At 71.8% G+C, this 17,276-nt stretch carries 16 protein-coding genes and 3 pseudogenes; 14 read left to right on the forward strand and 5 right to left on the reverse strand.

The window, feature by feature from the left end; all coding sequences use genetic code 11:
- The first annotated feature begins 176 nt into the window (after positions 1–176).
- From OG272_RS39100 to OG272_RS39110, 3 genes are all read left to right on the forward strand, one after another.
- The gene (locus OG272_RS39100) at positions 177–830 is read left to right on the forward strand and encodes a DUF5994 family protein (protein ID WP_405895643.1); all 654 of its coding nucleotides are present in this window, start codon (positions 177–179) and stop codon (positions 828–830) included.
- A 5-nt stretch (positions 831–835) separates the two neighbouring features.
- Positions 836–1,096, forward strand: a complete 261-nt coding sequence (locus OG272_RS39105) for a hypothetical protein (protein WP_327727139.1) — start codon at positions 836–838, stop codon at positions 1,094–1,096.
- Between the two features lie 383 nt (positions 1,097–1,479).
- A complete protein-coding gene (locus OG272_RS39110; RefSeq protein ID WP_327727138.1) occupies positions 1,480–2,049 on the forward strand; it encodes an STAS domain-containing protein in 570 nt (189 codons plus the stop codon).
- A gap of 68 nt (positions 2,050–2,117) precedes the next feature.
- Here OG272_RS39110 and OG272_RS39115 read toward each other — a convergent pair.
- Together OG272_RS39115 and OG272_RS39120 are read right to left on the reverse strand one after the other, a co-directional pair.
- Positions 2,118–2,216 (reverse strand): annotated as a pseudogene (locus tag OG272_RS39115) (hypothetical protein); the annotation flags it as partial.
- Between the two features lie 97 nt (positions 2,217–2,313).
- Positions 2,314–3,213, reverse strand: coding sequence for a helix-turn-helix transcriptional regulator (locus OG272_RS39120; protein WP_327727137.1), 900 nt, complete (start codon positions 3,211–3,213; stop codon positions 2,314–2,316).
- A 200-nt stretch (positions 3,214–3,413) separates the two neighbouring features.
- Between OG272_RS39120 and OG272_RS39125 the strand changes: the two are divergent.
- Positions 3,414–4,813 (forward strand): annotated as a pseudogene (locus OG272_RS39125) (MFS transporter).
- Positions 4,814–5,076: 263 nt separating this feature from the next.
- Here OG272_RS39125 and OG272_RS39130 read toward each other — a convergent pair.
- Positions 5,077–6,027, reverse strand: a complete 951-nt coding sequence (locus tag OG272_RS39130; protein ID WP_405895644.1) for a helix-turn-helix domain-containing protein — start codon at positions 6,025–6,027, stop codon at positions 5,077–5,079.
- A gap of 214 nt (positions 6,028–6,241) precedes the next feature.
- Here OG272_RS39130 and OG272_RS39135 point away from each other — a divergent pair, with 214 nt between their 5' ends.
- The 4 genes from OG272_RS39135 (at position 6,242) to OG272_RS39150 (ending at position 9,969) form a co-directional block, all read left to right on the forward strand.
- Positions 6,242–7,087, forward strand: coding sequence for an SDR family oxidoreductase (locus OG272_RS39135; RefSeq protein WP_405895645.1), 846 nt, complete (start codon positions 6,242–6,244; stop codon positions 7,085–7,087).
- A 262-nt stretch (positions 7,088–7,349) separates the two neighbouring features.
- Positions 7,350–8,330 (forward strand): aldo/keto reductase, encoded by a 981-nt coding sequence (locus OG272_RS39140; RefSeq protein WP_327727133.1) that lies wholly within the window; start codon positions 7,350–7,352, stop codon positions 8,328–8,330.
- Between the two features lie 40 nt (positions 8,331–8,370).
- Complete coding sequence (locus tag OG272_RS39145; RefSeq protein WP_326575167.1) at positions 8,371–8,640, forward strand: NAD(P)H-dependent oxidoreductase; 270 nt, start codon at positions 8,371–8,373, stop codon at positions 8,638–8,640.
- Positions 8,641–8,895: 255 nt separating this feature from the next.
- Positions 8,896–9,969 carry an NAD(+)/NADH kinase gene (locus tag OG272_RS39150; RefSeq protein WP_327727132.1) on the forward strand — a complete coding sequence of 358 codons (1,074 nt, stop codon included), beginning with the start codon at positions 8,896–8,898 and terminating at the stop codon, positions 9,967–9,969.
- A 374-nt stretch (positions 9,970–10,343) separates the two neighbouring features.
- Here OG272_RS39150 and OG272_RS39155 read toward each other — a convergent pair.
- A pseudogene (locus tag OG272_RS39155) lies at positions 10,344–10,514 on the reverse strand (IMP dehydrogenase); the annotation flags it as partial.
- A 224-nt stretch (positions 10,515–10,738) separates the two neighbouring features.
- On the opposite strand from OG272_RS39155, the gene OG272_RS39160 reads away from it, so the two are divergent.
- From OG272_RS39160 to OG272_RS39185, 6 genes are all read left to right on the forward strand, one after another.
- Positions 10,739–10,990 (forward strand): hypothetical protein, encoded by a 252-nt coding sequence (locus tag OG272_RS39160; protein ID WP_326575161.1) that lies wholly within the window; start codon positions 10,739–10,741, stop codon positions 10,988–10,990.
- A complete protein-coding gene (locus OG272_RS39165) occupies positions 10,987–11,355 on the forward strand; it encodes a helix-turn-helix domain-containing protein (protein WP_326575159.1) in 369 nt (122 codons plus the stop codon). The genes OG272_RS39160 and OG272_RS39165 overlap by 4 nt, the downstream gene beginning before the upstream one ends.
- 178 nt (positions 11,356–11,533) lie before the next feature.
- Complete coding sequence (gene uraD, locus OG272_RS39170) at positions 11,534–12,058, forward strand: 2-oxo-4-hydroxy-4-carboxy-5-ureidoimidazoline decarboxylase (protein ID WP_327727114.1); 525 nt, start codon at positions 11,534–11,536, stop codon at positions 12,056–12,058.
- Positions 12,055–12,456 (forward strand): hydroxyisourate hydrolase, encoded by a 402-nt coding sequence (gene uraH, locus OG272_RS39175; RefSeq protein WP_326575155.1) that lies wholly within the window; start codon positions 12,055–12,057, stop codon positions 12,454–12,456. The genes uraD and uraH overlap by 4 nt, the downstream gene beginning before the upstream one ends.
- Positions 12,457–12,461: 5 nt before the next feature.
- Positions 12,462–13,388 carry a factor-independent urate hydroxylase gene (pucL, locus tag OG272_RS39180; protein WP_327727113.1) on the forward strand — a complete coding sequence of 309 codons (927 nt, stop codon included), beginning with the start codon at positions 12,462–12,464 and terminating at the stop codon, positions 13,386–13,388.
- Positions 13,389–13,422: 34 nt separating this feature from the next.
- Positions 13,423–14,802 (forward strand): 8-oxoguanine deaminase, encoded by a 1,380-nt coding sequence (locus OG272_RS39185; RefSeq protein WP_326575150.1) that lies wholly within the window; start codon positions 13,423–13,425, stop codon positions 14,800–14,802.
- A gap of 251 nt (positions 14,803–15,053) precedes the next feature.
- Here the strand turns inward: OG272_RS39185 and OG272_RS39190 are convergent, their stop codons facing one another.
- On the reverse strand, positions 15,054–17,252 hold the full coding sequence (locus tag OG272_RS39190; protein WP_405895646.1) for an alpha-N-acetylglucosaminidase: 2,199 nt from the start codon (positions 17,250–17,252) through the stop codon (positions 15,054–15,056).
- Between the last annotated feature and the right edge of the window lie 24 nt (positions 17,253–17,276).

Here is a 17,276-nt window from a genome sequence, read left to right on the forward strand (position 1 = left end):
TCCGGGGAGGGGCGCATGGGGCCGTCGCTCCGTCGCCGGTACGGTACGTCGGGCCTGTTCGAGGAGTAGGCTCCAATCACCGAGGATATTTCGCGCACCGGCTTCCAGGCTCGTGTCGTTTTCGGCGATCGAATATGCCGGGCCGGTCGTATTCGGCCCGGGGCAGGGTTCGCGTCATGACCGCGACGATCTCCCACCCGCCGCCAGCCGAAGCCGATGCCCGGTTCTCCTCGCCCTCCCTCCGCCTGTCGCTCGCTCCCGTCGGTTCCGTACCGGCCCTGCTGGACGGCGCATGGTGGCCCCGCTCCCGCGATCTCGGGGCGGAACTTCTCTCGCTGACCGCCGTACTGGATCCGCTGTGGGGGCGGATCACCCGGGTCACGGTGAATCCCGTCCACTGGCCGGTCGTTCCGCGCAAGGTGCTCGTCCACGGGCACGTGGTGAAGGTGGGCTGGTTCCTGTCCGAGCAGGACCCGCACGAACTGCTGTTGCTCTCGTACCGCACGGGCCGCTGGAACCTCCTGGTGGTCCCGCCGCGGACGCCCGCCGTATCGGCCGCCTGGCTGATGGCCGCCGCGAGCGACCCCCTGGGCACGTCGACCGCGAGCCGGTTGATGGAGGAGGCGGCGCGTCTGCGGGCGCTGTCCGACACCGACCGGGCCGGGCAAGCGGTCTGGGACTCCGAAGGAGGACATGAGGCCCGCGATCCGGCCGAGCGTCCGCGTATCCCTGCCGTGACCGCCGTGCGTCCGCGTATCCCTGCCGTGACCGCCCTGACCGCCCTGACCGCCCTGACCGCCGTCATGCCGTATCAGCCGATGGGAAGGTGAGATCCGTGGAGACGTTCGTGACCGTGGTGGTGATCCTGGCGCTGATCGCCTTCGGGGGGCTCCTCATCCACCTGCTCAACTCGCAGCACAGCGACCGCATCGCCGCCTTCCACTACGGCCGGTCCGGGATGCCCGTCGCGGGACCGGCTCCGTCGGCTCCGCGGAAGGTTCGCGGCCGGGCGGGGACGACCGGCACCGGCCGTCGCCGCGACGGCGTACGCGGACGGCTCCACCTTCGGCGCCGCACCCGAAGGGGAGCAGGGTGAGCCCCGTCGTTCCGGCAGGCTCTTCCCGCCGGTCGTCGCACGGGCCGAACCGAGAGCGGGCCCGTTCGGTGACCGGCCGTAGCGGCACACAGGGCAGGCCGGGGTCCTGTCGTGTTCTGTGCCGTCGCGGGGGCCGGGCCCGGGCAAGCGGTGCCCTGCGGCGGCTGGAGCCCGGGGGCCGGTGAGCTGTCCGTCCGCGGTGGATCGCCGGCCGGTCGGCTGATCCTCGACCCCCGCGTCCTTACCGGGCCCGGTTCGCCCTACCGACTCCTACCGGCCGGTTCGCCGTCGATGCTTCCGACAGCGCCGTCTCGGCACAGGGCCGCACTCGTCCAGGACACTCGCCCGCCGGACGTGAATCTTCCCTGCTTCCGTCCGGTTCCATGGCACAACCTCCGGACGACCGGTCCGCCACCGCGCTCACCGAGCCGGACTGCCGGACCGGCCGTTCACCCGTCACCGCGCACCACCCCCGTATCGGCGGCAGCCGCGAGGGCCCTACCCGGCCCTGGCACGCGGCACTCCCGGCGGGCACCGCGAACCGAGGAGCCATGCCCCTTCCCCAGCTGAACGTCTACCGGCACGACCACACCACCCGCGCGCTGATCACCCTCGCGGGCGAGATCGACCTGGCCACCACCCCGCTCGTGCACACCGCACTGACCGGATGCCTGCGCGACGGCATCAGCAGCGTCGACGTCGATCTCACGGCGGTCACCTTCTGCGACGCGAGCGGGCTCAACGTGTTCCTCACGGCGTCCCGGCTCGCCGTCGACGCCGGCGCGACCCTCCAACTGCACTGTCCGCCCCCGATCATGGCCCGCATCATCGACATGACCGGCTCCGGCTTCCTCCTCGACCGGCCCCACGCCGTCCGGCCCTCCTCACACCGGCCCTCCTCGCACCGACCCCCCTCACACCGGGCTCCCGCCGTCAAGGGCGGCACACCATGACGGCCCGGGAACGTCTTGCGGCCGTAGGAGCGGCCCTTGACGTCGTAGCGTTCCCGCAGACGGGCGAACTCCCGGCTGTTGAGGAGGAGTTCACCGGCGAGCCGGGTCAGGTCGGGGGCCTCGGGGGCCTCGGGGGCGGTGCCGGCCAGGGCGCGCAGCCGGGCCACGCAGCCGCGGACCTGGTGTTCCAGTCGTGGAACACCAGGTCCCGCGTGGCCGGGTGGAGGAAGGCGTAGCGGCCGGAGCGGCCACGGGCGGTCGCCGTCAGGTCCGCTTGTCTTCCGCGGACTTCAAGTCCGGCTCGGTGGCGGTCATGTCGAGGAGGACCATCTTGTCGTGGTCGGGGGTGCCGGGGTCGGCGTAGTGGGCGACCAGCCGGTGGCCGGGGAAGCCTTCCAACTGCATGGACTGGTAGGCGAGGGTGAGGTCGCCGACGTCCGGAAGGTGGAAGGTCTTGCTGCCGTGGGTGTGTGCCCGTACGTCGTAACGCTCCCACAGCTGGACGAACTCCGGGCTCTCGGCCAGTAGTTCGTCGACGAGCCCGACGAGGTCGGGGGCGTCCGGGTCGGTGCCGGCCAGGGCCCGCAGGCGTCCCACGCAGGCACGGATCTGTTCGTCCCAGTGGTCGAAGACCGTGCGCGCACCGGGATTGAGGAACACCCAGCGCGCGACGTTGCGCTTCTCGGGCGGCCACTGCTCCATCCCCACGAACAACCGCAGCCCGCCCGGGTTCCACGCGAGCAGGTCCATCGTGCGACTGACCACGACCGCCGGGTTGGGCCGCAGGCTCTCCAGCAGCAACGTGATCCCGGGTCCCACCGACGTGGTGGGCGCCGTCGGGGGCTCGGAGGAGGCGGGGCGGGCGGCGCACACGGCGAGGTCCCGCAGATGCGCGTGCGCGTGCTCGTCCAGCATCAGAACCCGGGCGAGCGCGTCGACGACGGCGGGGCTCGGGTGGGCCTCCTTGCCGCGTTCCAGGCGGGTGTAGTAGTCGATGCTGACCCCGGCGAGCGTGGCCAGCTCCTCGCGGCGCAACCCGGGCGTGCGCCGCAGACCGGGGCCGACCTTGAGGCCGGCCTCCTCGGGTGTCACCCGGGTGCGATGGGCGCGCAGGAAGCGTCCCAGTTCCGTGCCGTCGCTGCCGTTGCGCTGCTCCCGTGCCATGCGGCCAGTGTGTCAGTCCGGTCAGGACGGATCCATGTGCTGGGGCCGGGGGGCTCCGTCACACCCCCGAACCGCGCTCCCCGGCACAACTCGGCCTGCCACGCGACGCGTCGGCCGCGCAGGCTGGACACCGGTCGAAGAACTCGTTCCGCCTCCGGGAGTTCGTTGGCTCATCCGTTGCCTCATCAGGAGATACACCAGTGTCCAGTTCTGTCGCGCCAGGCAGGTCGTCCGCCGGTACCGCCGCCGGGAAGCGCGGCACCGCGAAGGGTGCCCGCTGGGCGCTGGCGGCAGCGTTGCTCGGGTTCTTCGTGATGACGCTCGACGCCCTGATCGTCAACGTCGCGCTGCCCGAGATCGGGCGGGACTTCGGCGGCGGCATGACCGGGCTGCAGTGGGTGGTGGACGGCTACACGCTGATGTTCGCCGCGCTGTTGCTGTCCGCGGGGTCCGTGACCGACCGGATCGGTGCGCGGCAGGCGTTCGGGGCGGGGCTCGTGGTGTTCACCGTCGCCTCGGCGGCCTGTGGCCTCGCACCGGACCTGGGTGTGCTGGTCATCGCGCGGCTGGTGCAGGGCGCGGGTGCCGCGGTGATCGTGCCGGCCTCGCTGGCGTTGATCCGGGAGGCGTTCCCCGCCCGGCGCGGCGCGCCCGGGCGATCTCGGTGTGGGCGATGGGCGGCTCGGTGGGCGCGGCGGCCGGTCCGGTGCTGGGCGGTGTGCTCAGTGAGCTCAGCTGGCGGATGATCTTCTTCGTCAATCTGCCGGTGGGTGTGCTGGCGCTGTTCCTGCTGACCCGGTCCGCCCGCTCGCCCCGCCAGGGCGACGCGCCGTTCGACTGGACCGGGCAGATCGCCGCCGTGGCGGCGATGGGCGGCCTGACGTACGCGGCGATCGAGGCCGGCGCCGTGCGCCCGGGCACGCCGCGCGTGCTGCTCGCACTGGTGGTGGCCTCGATCGCGGCGGTGGTCTTCGTGGCGGCTCAGGCGCGAGGCCGGAACCCGATGGTGCCGCTGGAACTCCTGCGCGCCCGGACGATGGCCCTCTCGGCGACCATCGGGTTCGCGCTCAACGTCGGCTTCTACGGCATGATCTTCCTGCTCGGCCTGTACCTCCAGCAGGAACAGGGCCTGTCGCCGATGGCGACCGGGCTGGCGTTCCTGCCGATGACGCTGCTGACGGCGGTCGTCAGCCCGACCGCCGCCCGGCTCGCCGCGAAGTTCGGGGCACGGATGCCGATCGTCACCGGGCAGCTCCTGATGGCCGCCGGCCTGGTGGCGCTCTGCGTTCCGCCGGCGTCGGCGCCCGCCTGGCTGCTGGTCCTGCTGATGATCCCGGTCGGAACCGGCGGCGGCCTCGCCGTACCGGCGGTGACCTCACTGCTCCTCGACCGGGTCCCCGCCCAGCGCGCCGGCACCGCGAGCGGTGTCCTGAACGCCTCCCGCCAGCTCGGCGGCGCCCTGTCCGTCGCCGTCTTCGGCGCCCTGGTCTCCAACCACGCGCACTTCCTGCACGGGCTGCGCACCAGCCTCCTGACCGCCGCGCTGCTCGTGGTCCTGACCGCGGTGGCGTCCGTACTCGTCGAGGAGAAGACCGCCTGACCTCGACATCGGCCTGGACGGGCCAGGAACTCGACAGCATCGAACACGCGGAGGAACCGCAGATCGCGTCCCTGCGAGGCGGCGGCGCACTGGGCACGACGCCGGCCCGACCCACGGTCACGTCCACCTGAGACCACCCCCCGTGAGCCCACCCCTCCGTATGAGGAGCCGCCCCCACGAGAGCCCTGGTACGGGGTGCCGTCGGCGGGGGCGCGCCGACGGGTGATGCCGTCGGCGCGCCCCCGGCGTCTCGGCCGAGACGGTCAGTCGGCCGAGTCGGTCTGCTCGGTGCCGGCGGGCGGCGCGGCCCCCTCGATGTCGTCGTTGGTCGCGGCCCAGCTGGCCAGCAGGTTCAGGGCGTCCTGGGAGGGGGAGGCGGGCTCGGCGGTGTAGGCGAGGAGGAACTGGCCGGGATCGTCGCCGAGCGGGAAGGCCTCGAAGGGCAGGTCGAGATCGCCGACGACCGGGTGGTGGAGCAGCTTCACGCCGGTGGAGTGCATCCGTACGTTGTGGGCGGCCCAGCGGTGACGGAACTCCTCGCTGCGGGTGGACAGTTCCCCGATCAGGTCCGTCAGCCGCCGGTCGTAGAGATCGCGGCCGGCCTCGGCGCGCAGCATGGCGACGGCGTCCCCAGCGACCTGGTCCCAGTCCCGGAAGAACTCGGTCGCGCGCGGGTCGAGAAAGATGAACCTGGCGTTGTTGGGCGGCCGCACCGGGTCGGCGTAGACCGGGGAGAACAGGGCGCGCCCGAGGTGGTTGGCGGCCAGGATGTCCCCGCGTCCGCTCAGGACGAACGCGGGAGTGCCGACCATCGCGTCCAGGACACGCTGCACCGCGGGCCGCACCCGCTGCTGAGCCGGCCGGCGGCGTGGCGGACGGGTCGCGCCGGCGCCACGCAGGAGGTCGAGCAGGTGGATTCGCTCGGCCTCGTCGAGCCGCAGCGCCTGCGCGATGCCCTCGATGACGCTCTCGGAGACGCCGGTGGCGTTGCCGCGCTCCAGCCGGGTGTAGTACTCGCTGGAGATACCCGCGAGGAGAGCGACCTCCTCACGGCGCAGCCCGGTGACCCGCCGGCGCTCTCCGCCGTACGTGGGCAGTCCCGCCTGCTCGGGGGTGACCTTGGCCCGTCGCGTGCCCAGGAACTCCCGGATCTCCGCACGGAAGTCATCACGAATGTCGCGGTTGCTGCCGTAAGGGTCATTTCTTCCTGCCATGTGCCTCACTCTACGAGTGCTTCCGCGGGGTTGGGGGTCCCTGTCAGTGACCCCCTCATCAGGGACTCCCACCCGCCCGCGACAACCGGTTCTGTTGGTGGTGCACCGCCCACGGCGGTGTGAACGGCCCGGATACGGCGGCGCTCGTGCCGCCGGTCGGCGGTCCCTCCGCGGGGACCGCCCGGAGCCGCTTACTCAAGGATGAGGACCCCCCATGAGCAAGGTCATTCTCGTCACCGGTGCCGGACGCGGTCTGGGCACGGACATCGCCCGCGAGGCCCTCGCCGCCGGCCACCAGGTCGTCGCCACCGGCCGCCGCCCCGAAGAGGTCGAGAAGACCCTGGGCGGACCGCAGGACAACCTGCTGGTCACCAGGCTCGACATCACCAGCGCCGAGGCCGCCGAGGCCGCCGCGCGGGCCACCGTCGACCGCTTCGGCCGCATCGACGTCCTGATCAACAACGCCGGGAACCTCTTCACCGGCTACTTCGAGGAGATCTCGCCCGAGCAGATGCGCCGGCAGTTCGAGACGAACCTCTTCGGCCCGATGAACGTCACCCGCGCCATCCTGCCCCTCATGCGCAAGCAGCGCGCCGGCCATGTCATCACCATCACCTCGACCGCCGGTCTGGTCGGCATGGAGTTCACCTCCGCCTACGCCGCCTCCAAGTTCGCGGAAGAGGGCTGGATGGAGTCCCTGCGCCACGACGTCGAGCCGTACAACATCCACACCACGGTCGTGGAGCCCGGCTACTTCCGTACCGAGCTCCTCGTGGACGGGTCCACCATCTGGCCCGAGCTGTCCATCGACGACTACGCCCCGCGTACCGCCCCGAGGATCGAGGGCATGAAGAGCATGAACGGCCGGCAGCCCGGCGACCCCGCCAAACTCGCCCGCGCCCTGCTCGCCATCGCCGGCCAGGACAAGCCCCTGCCGCGCTTCGTCGCCGGCGCGGACGCCATCGAGGCCGCCGAGGCCAAGGCGAAGGAACTCCTCGCCCAGGCCGAGGCCTCCCGCGAGCTGGGCGGCAGCCTGGCCCACGACGACGCACACGCCTGAGCAGGACGCCCCACACACGGCCGACGCGAGGGCCGCGGTCGGGTGCACCCCGGGGCGGAACCGTCAGCGCCGCCAGGGCGGAATCCGTCAGCGCCCTCAGGGCAGAGCCCGTCAGCGCACCCGTGGCGGAAGCCGCCGGCGGGCGCACGGTGCCCGCGCCGGCCGCGCGCCGATCAGCGCAGCACGGCCGGCCGGGGGCGCACCACACCGATCACCACCACCACCGACCGGGCCCGACGGCCGTCACGACAAGGAGTACCTGATGAAGCACGTATCACTGGGCGGGCTCGATGTCTCGCGCATCGGCCTGGGAGCCATGACCATGGCCGGCACGTACACCACGGGCGGGGAGCTCGACGACGCGGAGTCGATCCGTACCGTCCACCGGGCGCTGGATCTGGGGGTCACCCACATCGACACCGCCGAGATCTACGGCCCCTTCCACAGCGAGGAACTCGTCGGGAAGGCCGTCAAGGGACGGCGCGACGACGTCGTCATCGCGACGAAGTTCGGTCTCGTCTCCCACAGCGGCGGCGGCCCCCGTGTGATCGACAGCAGCGCCGGCAACGTGAAGGCCGCGGTCGAGGGCTCGCTCAAGCGGCTCGGCACCGACCACATCGACCTCTACTACCAGCACCGCGTCGACCCGAACGCACCCATCGAGGAGACCATCGGCGCGCTGGCCGAGCTGGTCGCCGAGGGCAAGGTGCGCCACATCGGGCTCTCCGAGGCGGGGCCCGAGACGATCCGCCGGGCACACGCCGTGCATCCGGTGGCCGCGCTGCAGACCGAATACTCGCTCTGGACCCGCGACGTCGAGGCCGAGATCCTCCCGCTGCTGCGCGAGCTCGGCATCGGGTTCGTTCCCTACTCGCCGCTGGGGCACGGCCTGCTGACCGGGCAGATCCGCACCGTCGACGACTTCACCGATGACGACTGGCGCAAGACCAACCCGCGCTTCACGGGCGAGAACTTCCGGCGCAACCTGCGCATCGTCGACGAGGTGCGGGCCATCGGCGCCGAGATCGGAGCCACCCCGGCCCAGACCGCGCTGGCATGGCTGCTGACCCGCGGTGACGACATCGCCCCCATCCCCGGCACCCGCCGGGTCTCGCGCGTCGAGGAGAACACCGCCGCCGACGGCATCGAACTCGGCGCCGCTCAGCTCGACCGCCTGAACAACCTCACGCCGGCCGCGGGCGAGCGCCACGACGAGGCCAACATGGCCACCGTCGACCGCTGACCGCTGCTGCCGGCCCAACCAGTGCTCCTGGGCCTTCACCATGGACGGATCCGCCTCGCAGCTGGCCGGCAAGAAGGCAGTCGTCGCCGTCACCGCGGGCGTCCCCGCCGAGCACTGCACCCCCGAAGGCTCGAACCAGGCCACTCTCGAGACCCTCCTCGGCAGCTGGCACGCGACCCTGCGGCTCTGCCAGTTCGACATCCAGCAGCCGATGGTCAAGGTGTACGGCACCGCCTTCGGCCTCTCCGACGAGGACCTGGCCACCTCCGCCAAGCAGTACAACGAGCTGCTCGCCGCCTTCGCCGCCTGACCGCCGGCCGCGCCACCGCAAGGTTCGCGGCGCCGCGGAGCTCGCCGAGCGGGACGCACGGCGGCGGTCGAGAGAACACGAACCCGGACGACTGCGTACGGCACCAGCGGGAACTGGTGACTACGACCGACCATCGACGAGGCGACCGACCACCGACGACGTGACCGGGCACCGACGACGCACGCGAAGGCGAGACGTGGACCGCGCCCCGCACCGTCGCCGCGACCTGGTGACGGAGATTTCCGGGAGGCAGAGATGACGGTGAGCCGACTCGGTCTCGTCGTACACGGCGGGCGCGTGGAGGCCGTGGAGGCGGCCGGGGTGGTCCGTGCGTGGTGCGAGGAGCACGGCGTGCGGTGCACGGACATCGACGTATGGCACGACGGTGGGCGGCGCACCGCTCGTGAGGAGGTCGGGGCCGCAGGTGACCCCGACCTCATCGTCACCCTGGGCGGAGACGGCACCTTCCTGCGGGGCGCCCGGCTGGCGGCGGAGAACGACGCCCTGGTCCTGGGCGTCGATCTGGGGCGGGTGGGCTTCCTGACCGAGGTGTCGTCCTCGGCGGTGCGCGAGGCACTGGACGCGGTGCGCGAGGACCGGCTCAGGATCGACACCCGCATGCTGCTCGCCCTCCGGGCGTCCCGCCGCCTGGAGGTGCCGGCGGGCATGGAGGAGTGGGTGCGGTACGGGCGCGGTCCGCTCCTGCCGCCGCCCCAGGTACGCCCCGACTGCGAGGTCGACGACGAGTGGGGCATCCCCCTGGACGTCACCGCGCTCAACGACGTCGTCCTGGAGAAGCTGGTGAGGGACCGGCAGGTGTCGGCCGGTGTGTACGTCTCGGGGCGGCTCCTGGCGTCCTACTCCGCCGACGCGCTGCTGGTGGCCACCCCGACCGGTTCGACCGCCTACAGCTTCGCCGCCGGCGGCCCTGTCGTCTCACCTCGTGCGGAGGTGCTCGTCTTCACGCCGGTCGCCCCGCACATGGCCTTCGACCGGTCGGTCGTCACGGCCCCCGACGAGCCCGTCGGACTGCGGGTCCTCGAACGGTCGGGGCCGGCCGCGGTCAGTATCGACGGCCAAGTGCGGGGCGTTCTGGACCCGGGTGACTGGATCGGCGTGTACGCCGCCCCGCGTCGCCTGCGGGCCGTCCGGCTGGGGCCGATGGACTTCTACGGCCGTCTGCGCGAGCGGATGAACCTGACCGACGCCCCGGCCGCGGTCGCCGACGGATCCCCGGCGCCGTTGTGGTCGGTAACGACCCCTCCGCCGGGAGACCTCGCCCATCTGGCGCTGCTGACGGTCCGGGACGGACCCTCTCCCCTTCTGTGACCGCGGCCTTCCGGGCCACCCGGTTCGGCCCGGGCCACCCGGTTCGGGCACGGCCACCCGGTTCGGGCACGGACACGGACGTCGCGGGATGCCCGGCGGTCCCTCGGGCGGCGGCCGCCCCCGTCGGTCGGCGGTCCCTCGGGCCGTGGCCGCCCCCGACGCTGATCGCCGTGACCATGGCGTCAGGCGCCGGCGGGCGCCCTGAAGGCGTCGAGCTCGTCGCGCACTCGCTACGGCTCTCGCTCTAGCGGCATGTTGGCCTCGTCCCGGACCGCGTCCAGGGCCCCGGGCGCGTCCTGCTCCAGCGGGACCGGCTGGTGCGGTAGGTCCAGGTAGGCCCAGGTGGTCTCCTCGCGTGCGCGGCGGCGCTGCGATCAGGGGCGGATGGGGGTTTTCAGGGCGGTGCGGCCGGCCATGGCGCGGTAGCCGTCCGGCACGCCGTCGAAGCCGACGGCGTGGTCGAAGACGCGGCCCGGCTCGACGGTGCCGTCGAGGATGTCGGGGAGGAGTTCCTCGATGGAGGCGCGGGCCGGGGCGGCGCCGCCTCACCTGCAGGGCGAGGCTCCGTCACGTGCTGGGCGAAGGGATGCCCTGGTCGGTTAGGGTCGCCTCGTGGCGGACGGAGCGACTCCGTCCCGTGAAATTGATGGGCCCGGGGTGCTCGCGGCTGTGAAGCGGTCGACCGACGCACCCCCGTGCCGTCCCGATGTGCCCGCACGACGGGTGATCTGGGCGAACGTGCGGGTCGGATGCGTGTTCTGGGGGCGCGATGCGATTGAGAGTGGAGTTCACGACCGAGCCCTTCGACCTCGACGAGGCCCCGGCGCACGCGCTGGTGGCCCGCGAGGTCGTCGAGGCGGCCGAGCTGGACGCGGTCGACGTCGGCCCGTTCGGCAACACGGCGGAGGGCGGCGCCGACGCCGTGCTCACCGCCGTGGACGCCCTGCTGCGCCGGACCCTGGAGGCCGGCGCCACCCGGATCTCGCTCCAGGTCAACGTGATCGGGGAGGGCGGCGAGTGACCGGCGCCGGTGACGAGCCCTTCGTCGCGGCCGTCAAGCCGCTGGTCGACGCCATGGGCGGGGCCATGCTGCCGCCGGACGAGGCCGGTCCCGACGACGTCGTCCTCTCCTGGGAGGGCACCGCCGTCGTCGCCGTACGGCTGCCGCAGCTCGCCGAGTCGCTGGATCACATCCTGGCCGCGATGGAACGCCAGAAGGGCAGGCCGCTGGCCGACCTCGACCGCAGGGCCAAGCAGGAGGTCGTACGGATACTGGAGGCGCGCGGCGCCTTCTCCGTGCGCCACGGCGTGGAGACCGTCGCGAGCGCGCTCGGCGTCAGTCGCTTCACCGTCTACAACTACCTCAACCGCGAGAAGGAGGTCTGAGGGGCATACCCAGGCCTCGCCGTGGTCCCAGCCTCCCAGTCCCCCCGCCTGGGCCCAGGGCTCAGGGCCCTCCCGCCCCTCGACGTAACCGCGATTTTTCAACAAACTGTTGACGTGGTGTCGTCGCTCGGCGTTAGCTTGCCGTAGTCAGTCCAGCACCACGGCCACGGAGGCTCCCGTGACTTCGCGTTCTTCGACACCGGGCCTCGCCCGTTTCAACACCCTGGAGGAGCACGCGGCCACCGCGGCGCTCCACGAGGCGTGCGCCTCGGCGGAGTGGGGGCGCAGGCTCCTCGTCGGCCGCCCGTACGCCACCGTCGAGGAGCTCTTCGCGGCCAGTGACGCCGCCATGGCCGAGCTGACCGATGGGGATCTGGCGGAGGCGATGGCCGGACATCCGCCGATCGGCCGACCGAAGCCGGGCGACCCGACCTCGGCCCGTGAGCAGCGCGGTATGGCCGGCGCCTCCGACGAGCTCAAGGCGGAGATGCTCGAACTGAACCTGGCCTACCAGGAGAAGTTCGGCCATGTGTTCCTGATCTGCGCCACCGGCCGTACCGGCGAGCAGATGCGCGACGCGGTCAGGGAGCGGATCGGCAACGCGCCGGAACGGGAACGCGAGATCGTCCGCACCGAACTGGGCAAGATCAACCGCATCCGCCTGGCCCGGCTCGTCGAAGTGGAAGAGGAAGCCCGATCATGAGCACCCCCACGACCGCCTCGGTGTCCACGCACATCCTGGACACCACCGTCGGCCGCCCCGCCGAGGGCGTCGCCGTCCGCCTCGCCGCCCGCTCGGGTCGCGGCGCGGACTGGCAGGCGCTCGGCGGCTCGGCGACCGACGCCGACGGCCGGTGCAAGGACCTGCCGGCCCTGCCGGAGGGCACCACCCACGTACGGCTCGACTTCGAGGTCGAGCCCTACCTCGCAAGGACCGTGAAGAAGCAAGCCGATGCGCAGCAGGACGCCCCCGCGAATCGGGACAGCGGTGCCGTGTTCTTCCCGGAGGTGGCGATCACCTTCGCCGTGAACCCCGGCGAGCACTACCACGTACCGCTGCTGCTCAACCCGTTCGGCTACTCCGTATACCGAGGGAGCTAGCACCCATGGCCGACAATTCCCGCCCTGCCCGCCCGGTGTTGGGACAGAACCAGTACGGCAAGGCCGAGAACCGGGTCGTCAAGATCACGCGGGACGGCGCCACCCACCACATCAAGGACCTGAACGTGTCCGTGTCGCTGAGCGGCGACATGGACGAGGTCCACCTCTCCGGCTCCAACGCCAGCGTCCTGCCGACGGACACCACCAAGAACACGGTGTACGCCTTCGCCAAGGAGCACGGCATCGAGTCCGCCGAGCAGTTCGGCATCCATCTCGCCCGGCACTTCGTGACCTCCCAGCCGGCCATCCACCGGGCCCGCATCCGCGTCGAGGAGTACTCCTGGGAGCGCATCGAGCACTCCGGTGAGGGCGCGCACTCCTTCGTCCGCAAGGGCCAGGAGACCCGGCTGGCCCAGATCACGTACGACGGCTCGTCGTGGGAGGTCGTCTCCGGCCTCAAGGACCTCACCGTCATGAACTCGACGGACTCCGAGTTCTGGGGTTACGTCAAGGACAAGTACACGACCCTGCCCGAGGCGCACGACCGCATCCTCGCCACCGACGTCTCCGGCCGCTGGCGCTTCAACTGGACCGACGACGAGCGGCGGATGCCCGACTGGGAGGCGTCCTACGAGCAGGTGAGGAAGCACCTGCTCCAGGCCTTCGCGGAGACGTACTCGCTCTCGCTCCAGCAGACCCTGTACCAGATGGGCGCGCGGATCATCGATAACCGCGACGAGATCGACGAGGTCCGCTTCTCCCTCCCGAACAAGCACCACTTCCTGGTGGACCTGGCGCCGTTCGGGCTCAAGAACGACACCGCCGACGGAGCCGTGTACTTCGCCGCCGACCGCCCCTACGGCCTGATCGAGGCCACCGTCCTGCGGGACGGGTGCGAAGCGAAGATCCCGGCGGACCTCACCAACCTCTGAAGAGACCTCTGAAGTGACCTCTGAAGGACGGACCATGGCAGCAACCCAGCGCCTCGTCATCGAGAACGCGGCGATCGCGACCGTGGACGCGCGGGACACCGAGTACGCGTCCGGTCATGTGGTCGTGGCGGACAACGTCATCGAGTCGGTCGGCGAGGGCAGGGCCCCCGAGGGTCTGACGGACGTCGTACGCCGGATCGACGCGAGCGGGCACCTCGTGACCCCCGGTCTGGTCAACACCCACCACCACTTCTACCAGTGGATCACCCGGGGCCTGGCCACGGACCACAACCTCTTCGACTGGCTCGTCGCGCTCTACCCGACCTGGGCCCGCATCGACGAGCGCATGACGTACGCGGCGGCCCAGGGCTCGCTCGGCATGATGGCCCGCGGTGGCGTGACCACGGCCATGGACCATCACTACGTCTTCCCGAAGGGCTCCGGCGACCTGTCGGGCTCCATCATCCGGGCGGCGAGCGAGATGGGCGTCCGCTTCACACTCGCCCGCGGCTCCATGGACCGCAGCGAGAAGGACGGCGGACTGCCCCCGGACTTCGCCGTCGAGACCCTGGAGGGCGCGCTCGCCGCCACCGAGGAGACGGTCGGCAAGCACCACGACGCCTCCTTCGGCGCGATGACCCAGATCGCCGTCGCCCCCTGCTCGCCGTTCTCCGTCTCCACCGAACTGCTCCGCCAGGGCGCCGAGTTGGCCCGCCGCCTCGGTGTGCGGCTGCACACCCATGGCTCGGAGACCGTCGAGGAGGAGAAGTTCTGCCACGAGTTGTTCGGCATGGGCCCCACCGACTACTTCGAGTCGACGGGCTGGCTCGGCGAGGACGTGTGGATGGCCCACTGCGTCCACATGAACGACTCCGACATCGAGGCCTTCGCCCGTACGAGGACGGGCGTCGCCCACTGTCCGTCGTCCAACGCCCGGCTGGCGGCGGGGATCGCGCGCGTCCCGGACATGCTGGCCGCCGGTGTCCCGGTCGGCCTCGGCGTCGACGGCACCGCGTCCAACGAGTCCGGCGAACTCCACACCGAGCTGCGCAACGCGCTCCTCATCAACCGGCTCGGCGCCCACCGCGAAGCGGCTCTCAACGCCCGTCAGGCACTGCGCCTCGGCACCTTCGGCGGCGCCCAGGTCCTGGGCCGGGCGGGCGAGATCGGCTCGCTGGAGAGCGGCAAGCTCGCCGACCTCGTCCTCTGGAAGCTCGACACCCTCGCCCACGCGTCGATCGCCGACCCGGTGACCGCCCTGGTCTTCGGCGCGGCCGCCCCGGTGACGGCGTCGTTCGTGAACGGCCGGCAGATCGTGGAGAACGGCCGCCTGCTGCACGTCGACGAGGACGCGATCGCCCGCTCCACGAGGGACGAGGCCCGGCGCCTGGCACGGATCGCCGCCGAGGCGTGACGCGCTGAACTCTGGTCGAGGGGGACGGCCCTCGACCAGAGCCGTGTACTTCAGTCAGCAGCAGACGGCGGGAGGCCGGACGGTGTGACGCCGGATGGTGTGACGCTGGACGGTGTGCTGTGGCTCGGGTGGGCGGCAACGACACGTGTGATCTCCAAGTAGGCGCGCTGTAAAGGGAGTTGAAGGTAGTTGAGGTTCGCGCGACCGACTGGGAAAGGCGTGAGGGTGCCGTGGCAGGGGGCTGTGATCCGTCAGGAGAGCGCTGTGAGCCGGTCCCGCACCTGTGCGGCGACCGTGTACGTGTCCCCGGTCGGCTCGGTGGCGAGCGGGCCCGGGTTCCGCGCCCAGCGGTCCTCCAGGGCGAACCAGTCGATCTTCGCGGGCGCGCGGCCCGCCGCCAGCGCGACCCTCAGCTCCTCGAAGTACGTCGACCAGCGCAGCCGGTACAGCCCGCCGACCAGCCCCGCCCACTCCCGGTTGGCGTAGTCCCGCAGCCCCGCGTCCGCGCCCTTCCGTGTTCCCCACACGGTCAGCAGCGACAGATTGTCGTACGCCAGCTGGTCCCGCTCGGCGGCACCCGCACCCCAGGAGCGGGCGTCGGCGACCCAACGGCCCAGCAGGTGACGGGAGTCGGTGGCCATCAGCTCGTCCAGCAGGTCCATGAGCGAGAGCCAGTCACCGCTCAACTCCGCGAAGCGGGCCTCGTCGCCGTCGTCGTACGCCGCCTTGATGTGGGGCAGCATCACCCGGCTGCGGTTGGAGAGCGCCTGACGGGCCACGTCGAGGAGGTCGCGACGATAGGCCGACGACGCTCGCAGCTCGGCTCGTACCTGCAGCAGTTCACCGAGCGCGGGCTCGAAGTCGGCGGCGCTGTAGCGGAGTTGCTTCGGTGACCAGCGGCCGGCCCGTACGACGTTCAGGGCCGGGCGGGCGCCGAAGAGGCCGTCGGCGCCCTCGCTCCACGAGTCGGCGCGGGTGGTGCCGTACGCGGTGCGGCGCAGGATGTCCCAGGCGGCCTCGGCATGCGGATCGCCGGCCCCGTACCGGGCGTGCGCCCACTCCGCGAACCAGCGCTTGAGGTCCAACTCGCCTTCCCGCCAGGCGAGTTCGGAGAACAGGGCGAAGGCGGCCGGGTTGTTGTCCGCAGCCTCCGGCATCAGGGCGATCCCGTGCAGCCGACTGCCGTCCTCGGTACGCCACTTCTCGTACAGCGCGGCCCAGTCGGGGGTGTTCGCGCCGAGCGTGGTGTGGCCGCCGAAGTTCCAGATCGACCCGAAGGCGTACGGGGTGTCGCCCCAGTCGGCCTCGCGGTCGGTGACCGTGGGGAAACGGTCGGAGAGTCCGTCGACGACGAGCATGCGCGTCTTGTCGACGGCGTCGACGATCGCGCGCGGCGGGTTGTGCTGCCAGCCGAGGATCACCCAGGTGGCCCCCGGGTGGGACCGCTGGAGCGCCCGCTCGACGCCCTTCGCCGCATCGGCGACCGGCACGTCACCCGGGTCGCCGCCCTCGTGCAGCAGGTCCATCTTGTACAGGGTCGACGGGCCGAACATCTCGTCCTGCACCCGGTAGAAGGCCGCCGCCACCCGCGTGAACTCGTCCGTGCGCGGGTCCAGCCAGTCGGGGCGCGCGAAGCCCATCCAGTCGCCCTGCGGCACGGTCCGCGCCCCCGGAACGCGCTCCGCGAAACCGGCCGGGACCGTCCCGAAGTAGCCGGGGAACACCGGCGTCATCCCCAGCTCACGCGCCCGGTCGGCGATCCGGCGGCCGAGGACGGCCCGCGCGTCCAGGAGCTGGGAGGAGACGGGGGAGGGGAAGGCGGACAGGTTCTGCAGCAGCCACCACGGCTGATGGGCCGGGCCCGGGATCCACCCCCGCAGCTCCTCCTCCCCGTACCCGAACTCCTGGAACACCCGGTGGTACAGCGCGTCCGCGCCCGCGTAGACGAGGACCTCGTTGTAGCCGTGCAGCGCCAGCACGTCCAGCTCGCGCTCCCAGTACGTCCAGTCGAGGTACGCGCCGGTGTAGCCGTCGTTGGTGTCGTTGAGGGCGAAGCGGTGGGTGACGTTCGCCCGGCGGCTGATCGTCCCGTCGAGGCCCGGCAACTGGCGCGGCAGGAGGTTCGTCTGCTCGCCCGCCCAGTTGATCTCGGCGTACGCGATGTGCCTCAAGTACCAGTTCAGGCCGGTGAGTTGGGTCGCCGGGGTGTCTCCGGCGACGGCGATGTGCCCGGCGCTTCCCGAGACGCGGAAGGTGTCCCGTTCCTTCCCTTCGGTGAACGTGATCTGCCGCCAGTGGTTCGGCAACAGTCTCCGGGCCGCCGACGAGGCCGTGCGCAGAGCATTGTCGGTGCGGGGAGCGTCGTCCGAGGGGATCGCGCGCGCCGAGGTGCAGGCGGCGGCGGAACCGGCGGCGAAGGCGGCGAGCAGGGCACGGCGGGCGAGCGGCATGGTGTCTCCGGGGTGCGGTGGGGG

Origin of the sequence: Streptomyces sp. NBC_00104 (assembly GCF_045160825.1) — a bacterium.
GTDB lineage: Bacteria > Actinomycetota > Actinomycetes > Streptomycetales > Streptomycetaceae > Streptomyces.

Coding starts and splice junctions, on each gene's coding strand:
- OG272_RS39100 (WP_405895643.1), top strand. CDS start 177: ATGACCGCGACGATCTCCCACCCGCCGCCAGCCGAAGCCGATGCCCGG.
- OG272_RS39110 (WP_327727138.1), top strand. CDS start 1,480: ATGGCACAACCTCCGGACGACCGGTCCGCCACCGCGCTCACCGAGCCG.
- OG272_RS39120 (WP_327727137.1), bottom strand. CDS start 3,213: ATGGCACGGGAGCAGCGCAACGGCAGCGACGGCACGGAACTGGGACGC.
- OG272_RS39130 (WP_405895644.1), bottom strand. CDS start 6,027: ATGGCAGGAAGAAATGACCCTTACGGCAGCAACCGCGACATTCGTGAT.
- OG272_RS39135 (WP_405895645.1), top strand. CDS start 6,242: ATGAGCAAGGTCATTCTCGTCACCGGTGCCGGACGCGGTCTGGGCACG.
- OG272_RS39140 (WP_327727133.1), top strand. CDS start 7,350: ATGAAGCACGTATCACTGGGCGGGCTCGATGTCTCGCGCATCGGCCTG.
- OG272_RS39145 (WP_326575167.1), top strand. CDS start 8,371: ATGGACGGATCCGCCTCGCAGCTGGCCGGCAAGAAGGCAGTCGTCGCC.
- OG272_RS39150 (WP_327727132.1), top strand. CDS start 8,896: ATGACGGTGAGCCGACTCGGTCTCGTCGTACACGGCGGGCGCGTGGAG.
- OG272_RS39160 (WP_326575161.1), top strand. CDS start 10,739: ATGCGATTGAGAGTGGAGTTCACGACCGAGCCCTTCGACCTCGACGAG.
- uraH (WP_326575155.1), top strand. CDS start 12,055: ATGAGCACCCCCACGACCGCCTCGGTGTCCACGCACATCCTGGACACC.
- pucL (WP_327727113.1), top strand. CDS start 12,462: ATGGCCGACAATTCCCGCCCTGCCCGCCCGGTGTTGGGACAGAACCAG.
- OG272_RS39185 (WP_326575150.1), top strand. CDS start 13,423: ATGGCAGCAACCCAGCGCCTCGTCATCGAGAACGCGGCGATCGCGACC.
- OG272_RS39190 (WP_405895646.1), bottom strand. CDS start 17,252: ATGCCGCTCGCCCGCCGTGCCCTGCTCGCCGCCTTCGCCGCCGGTTCC.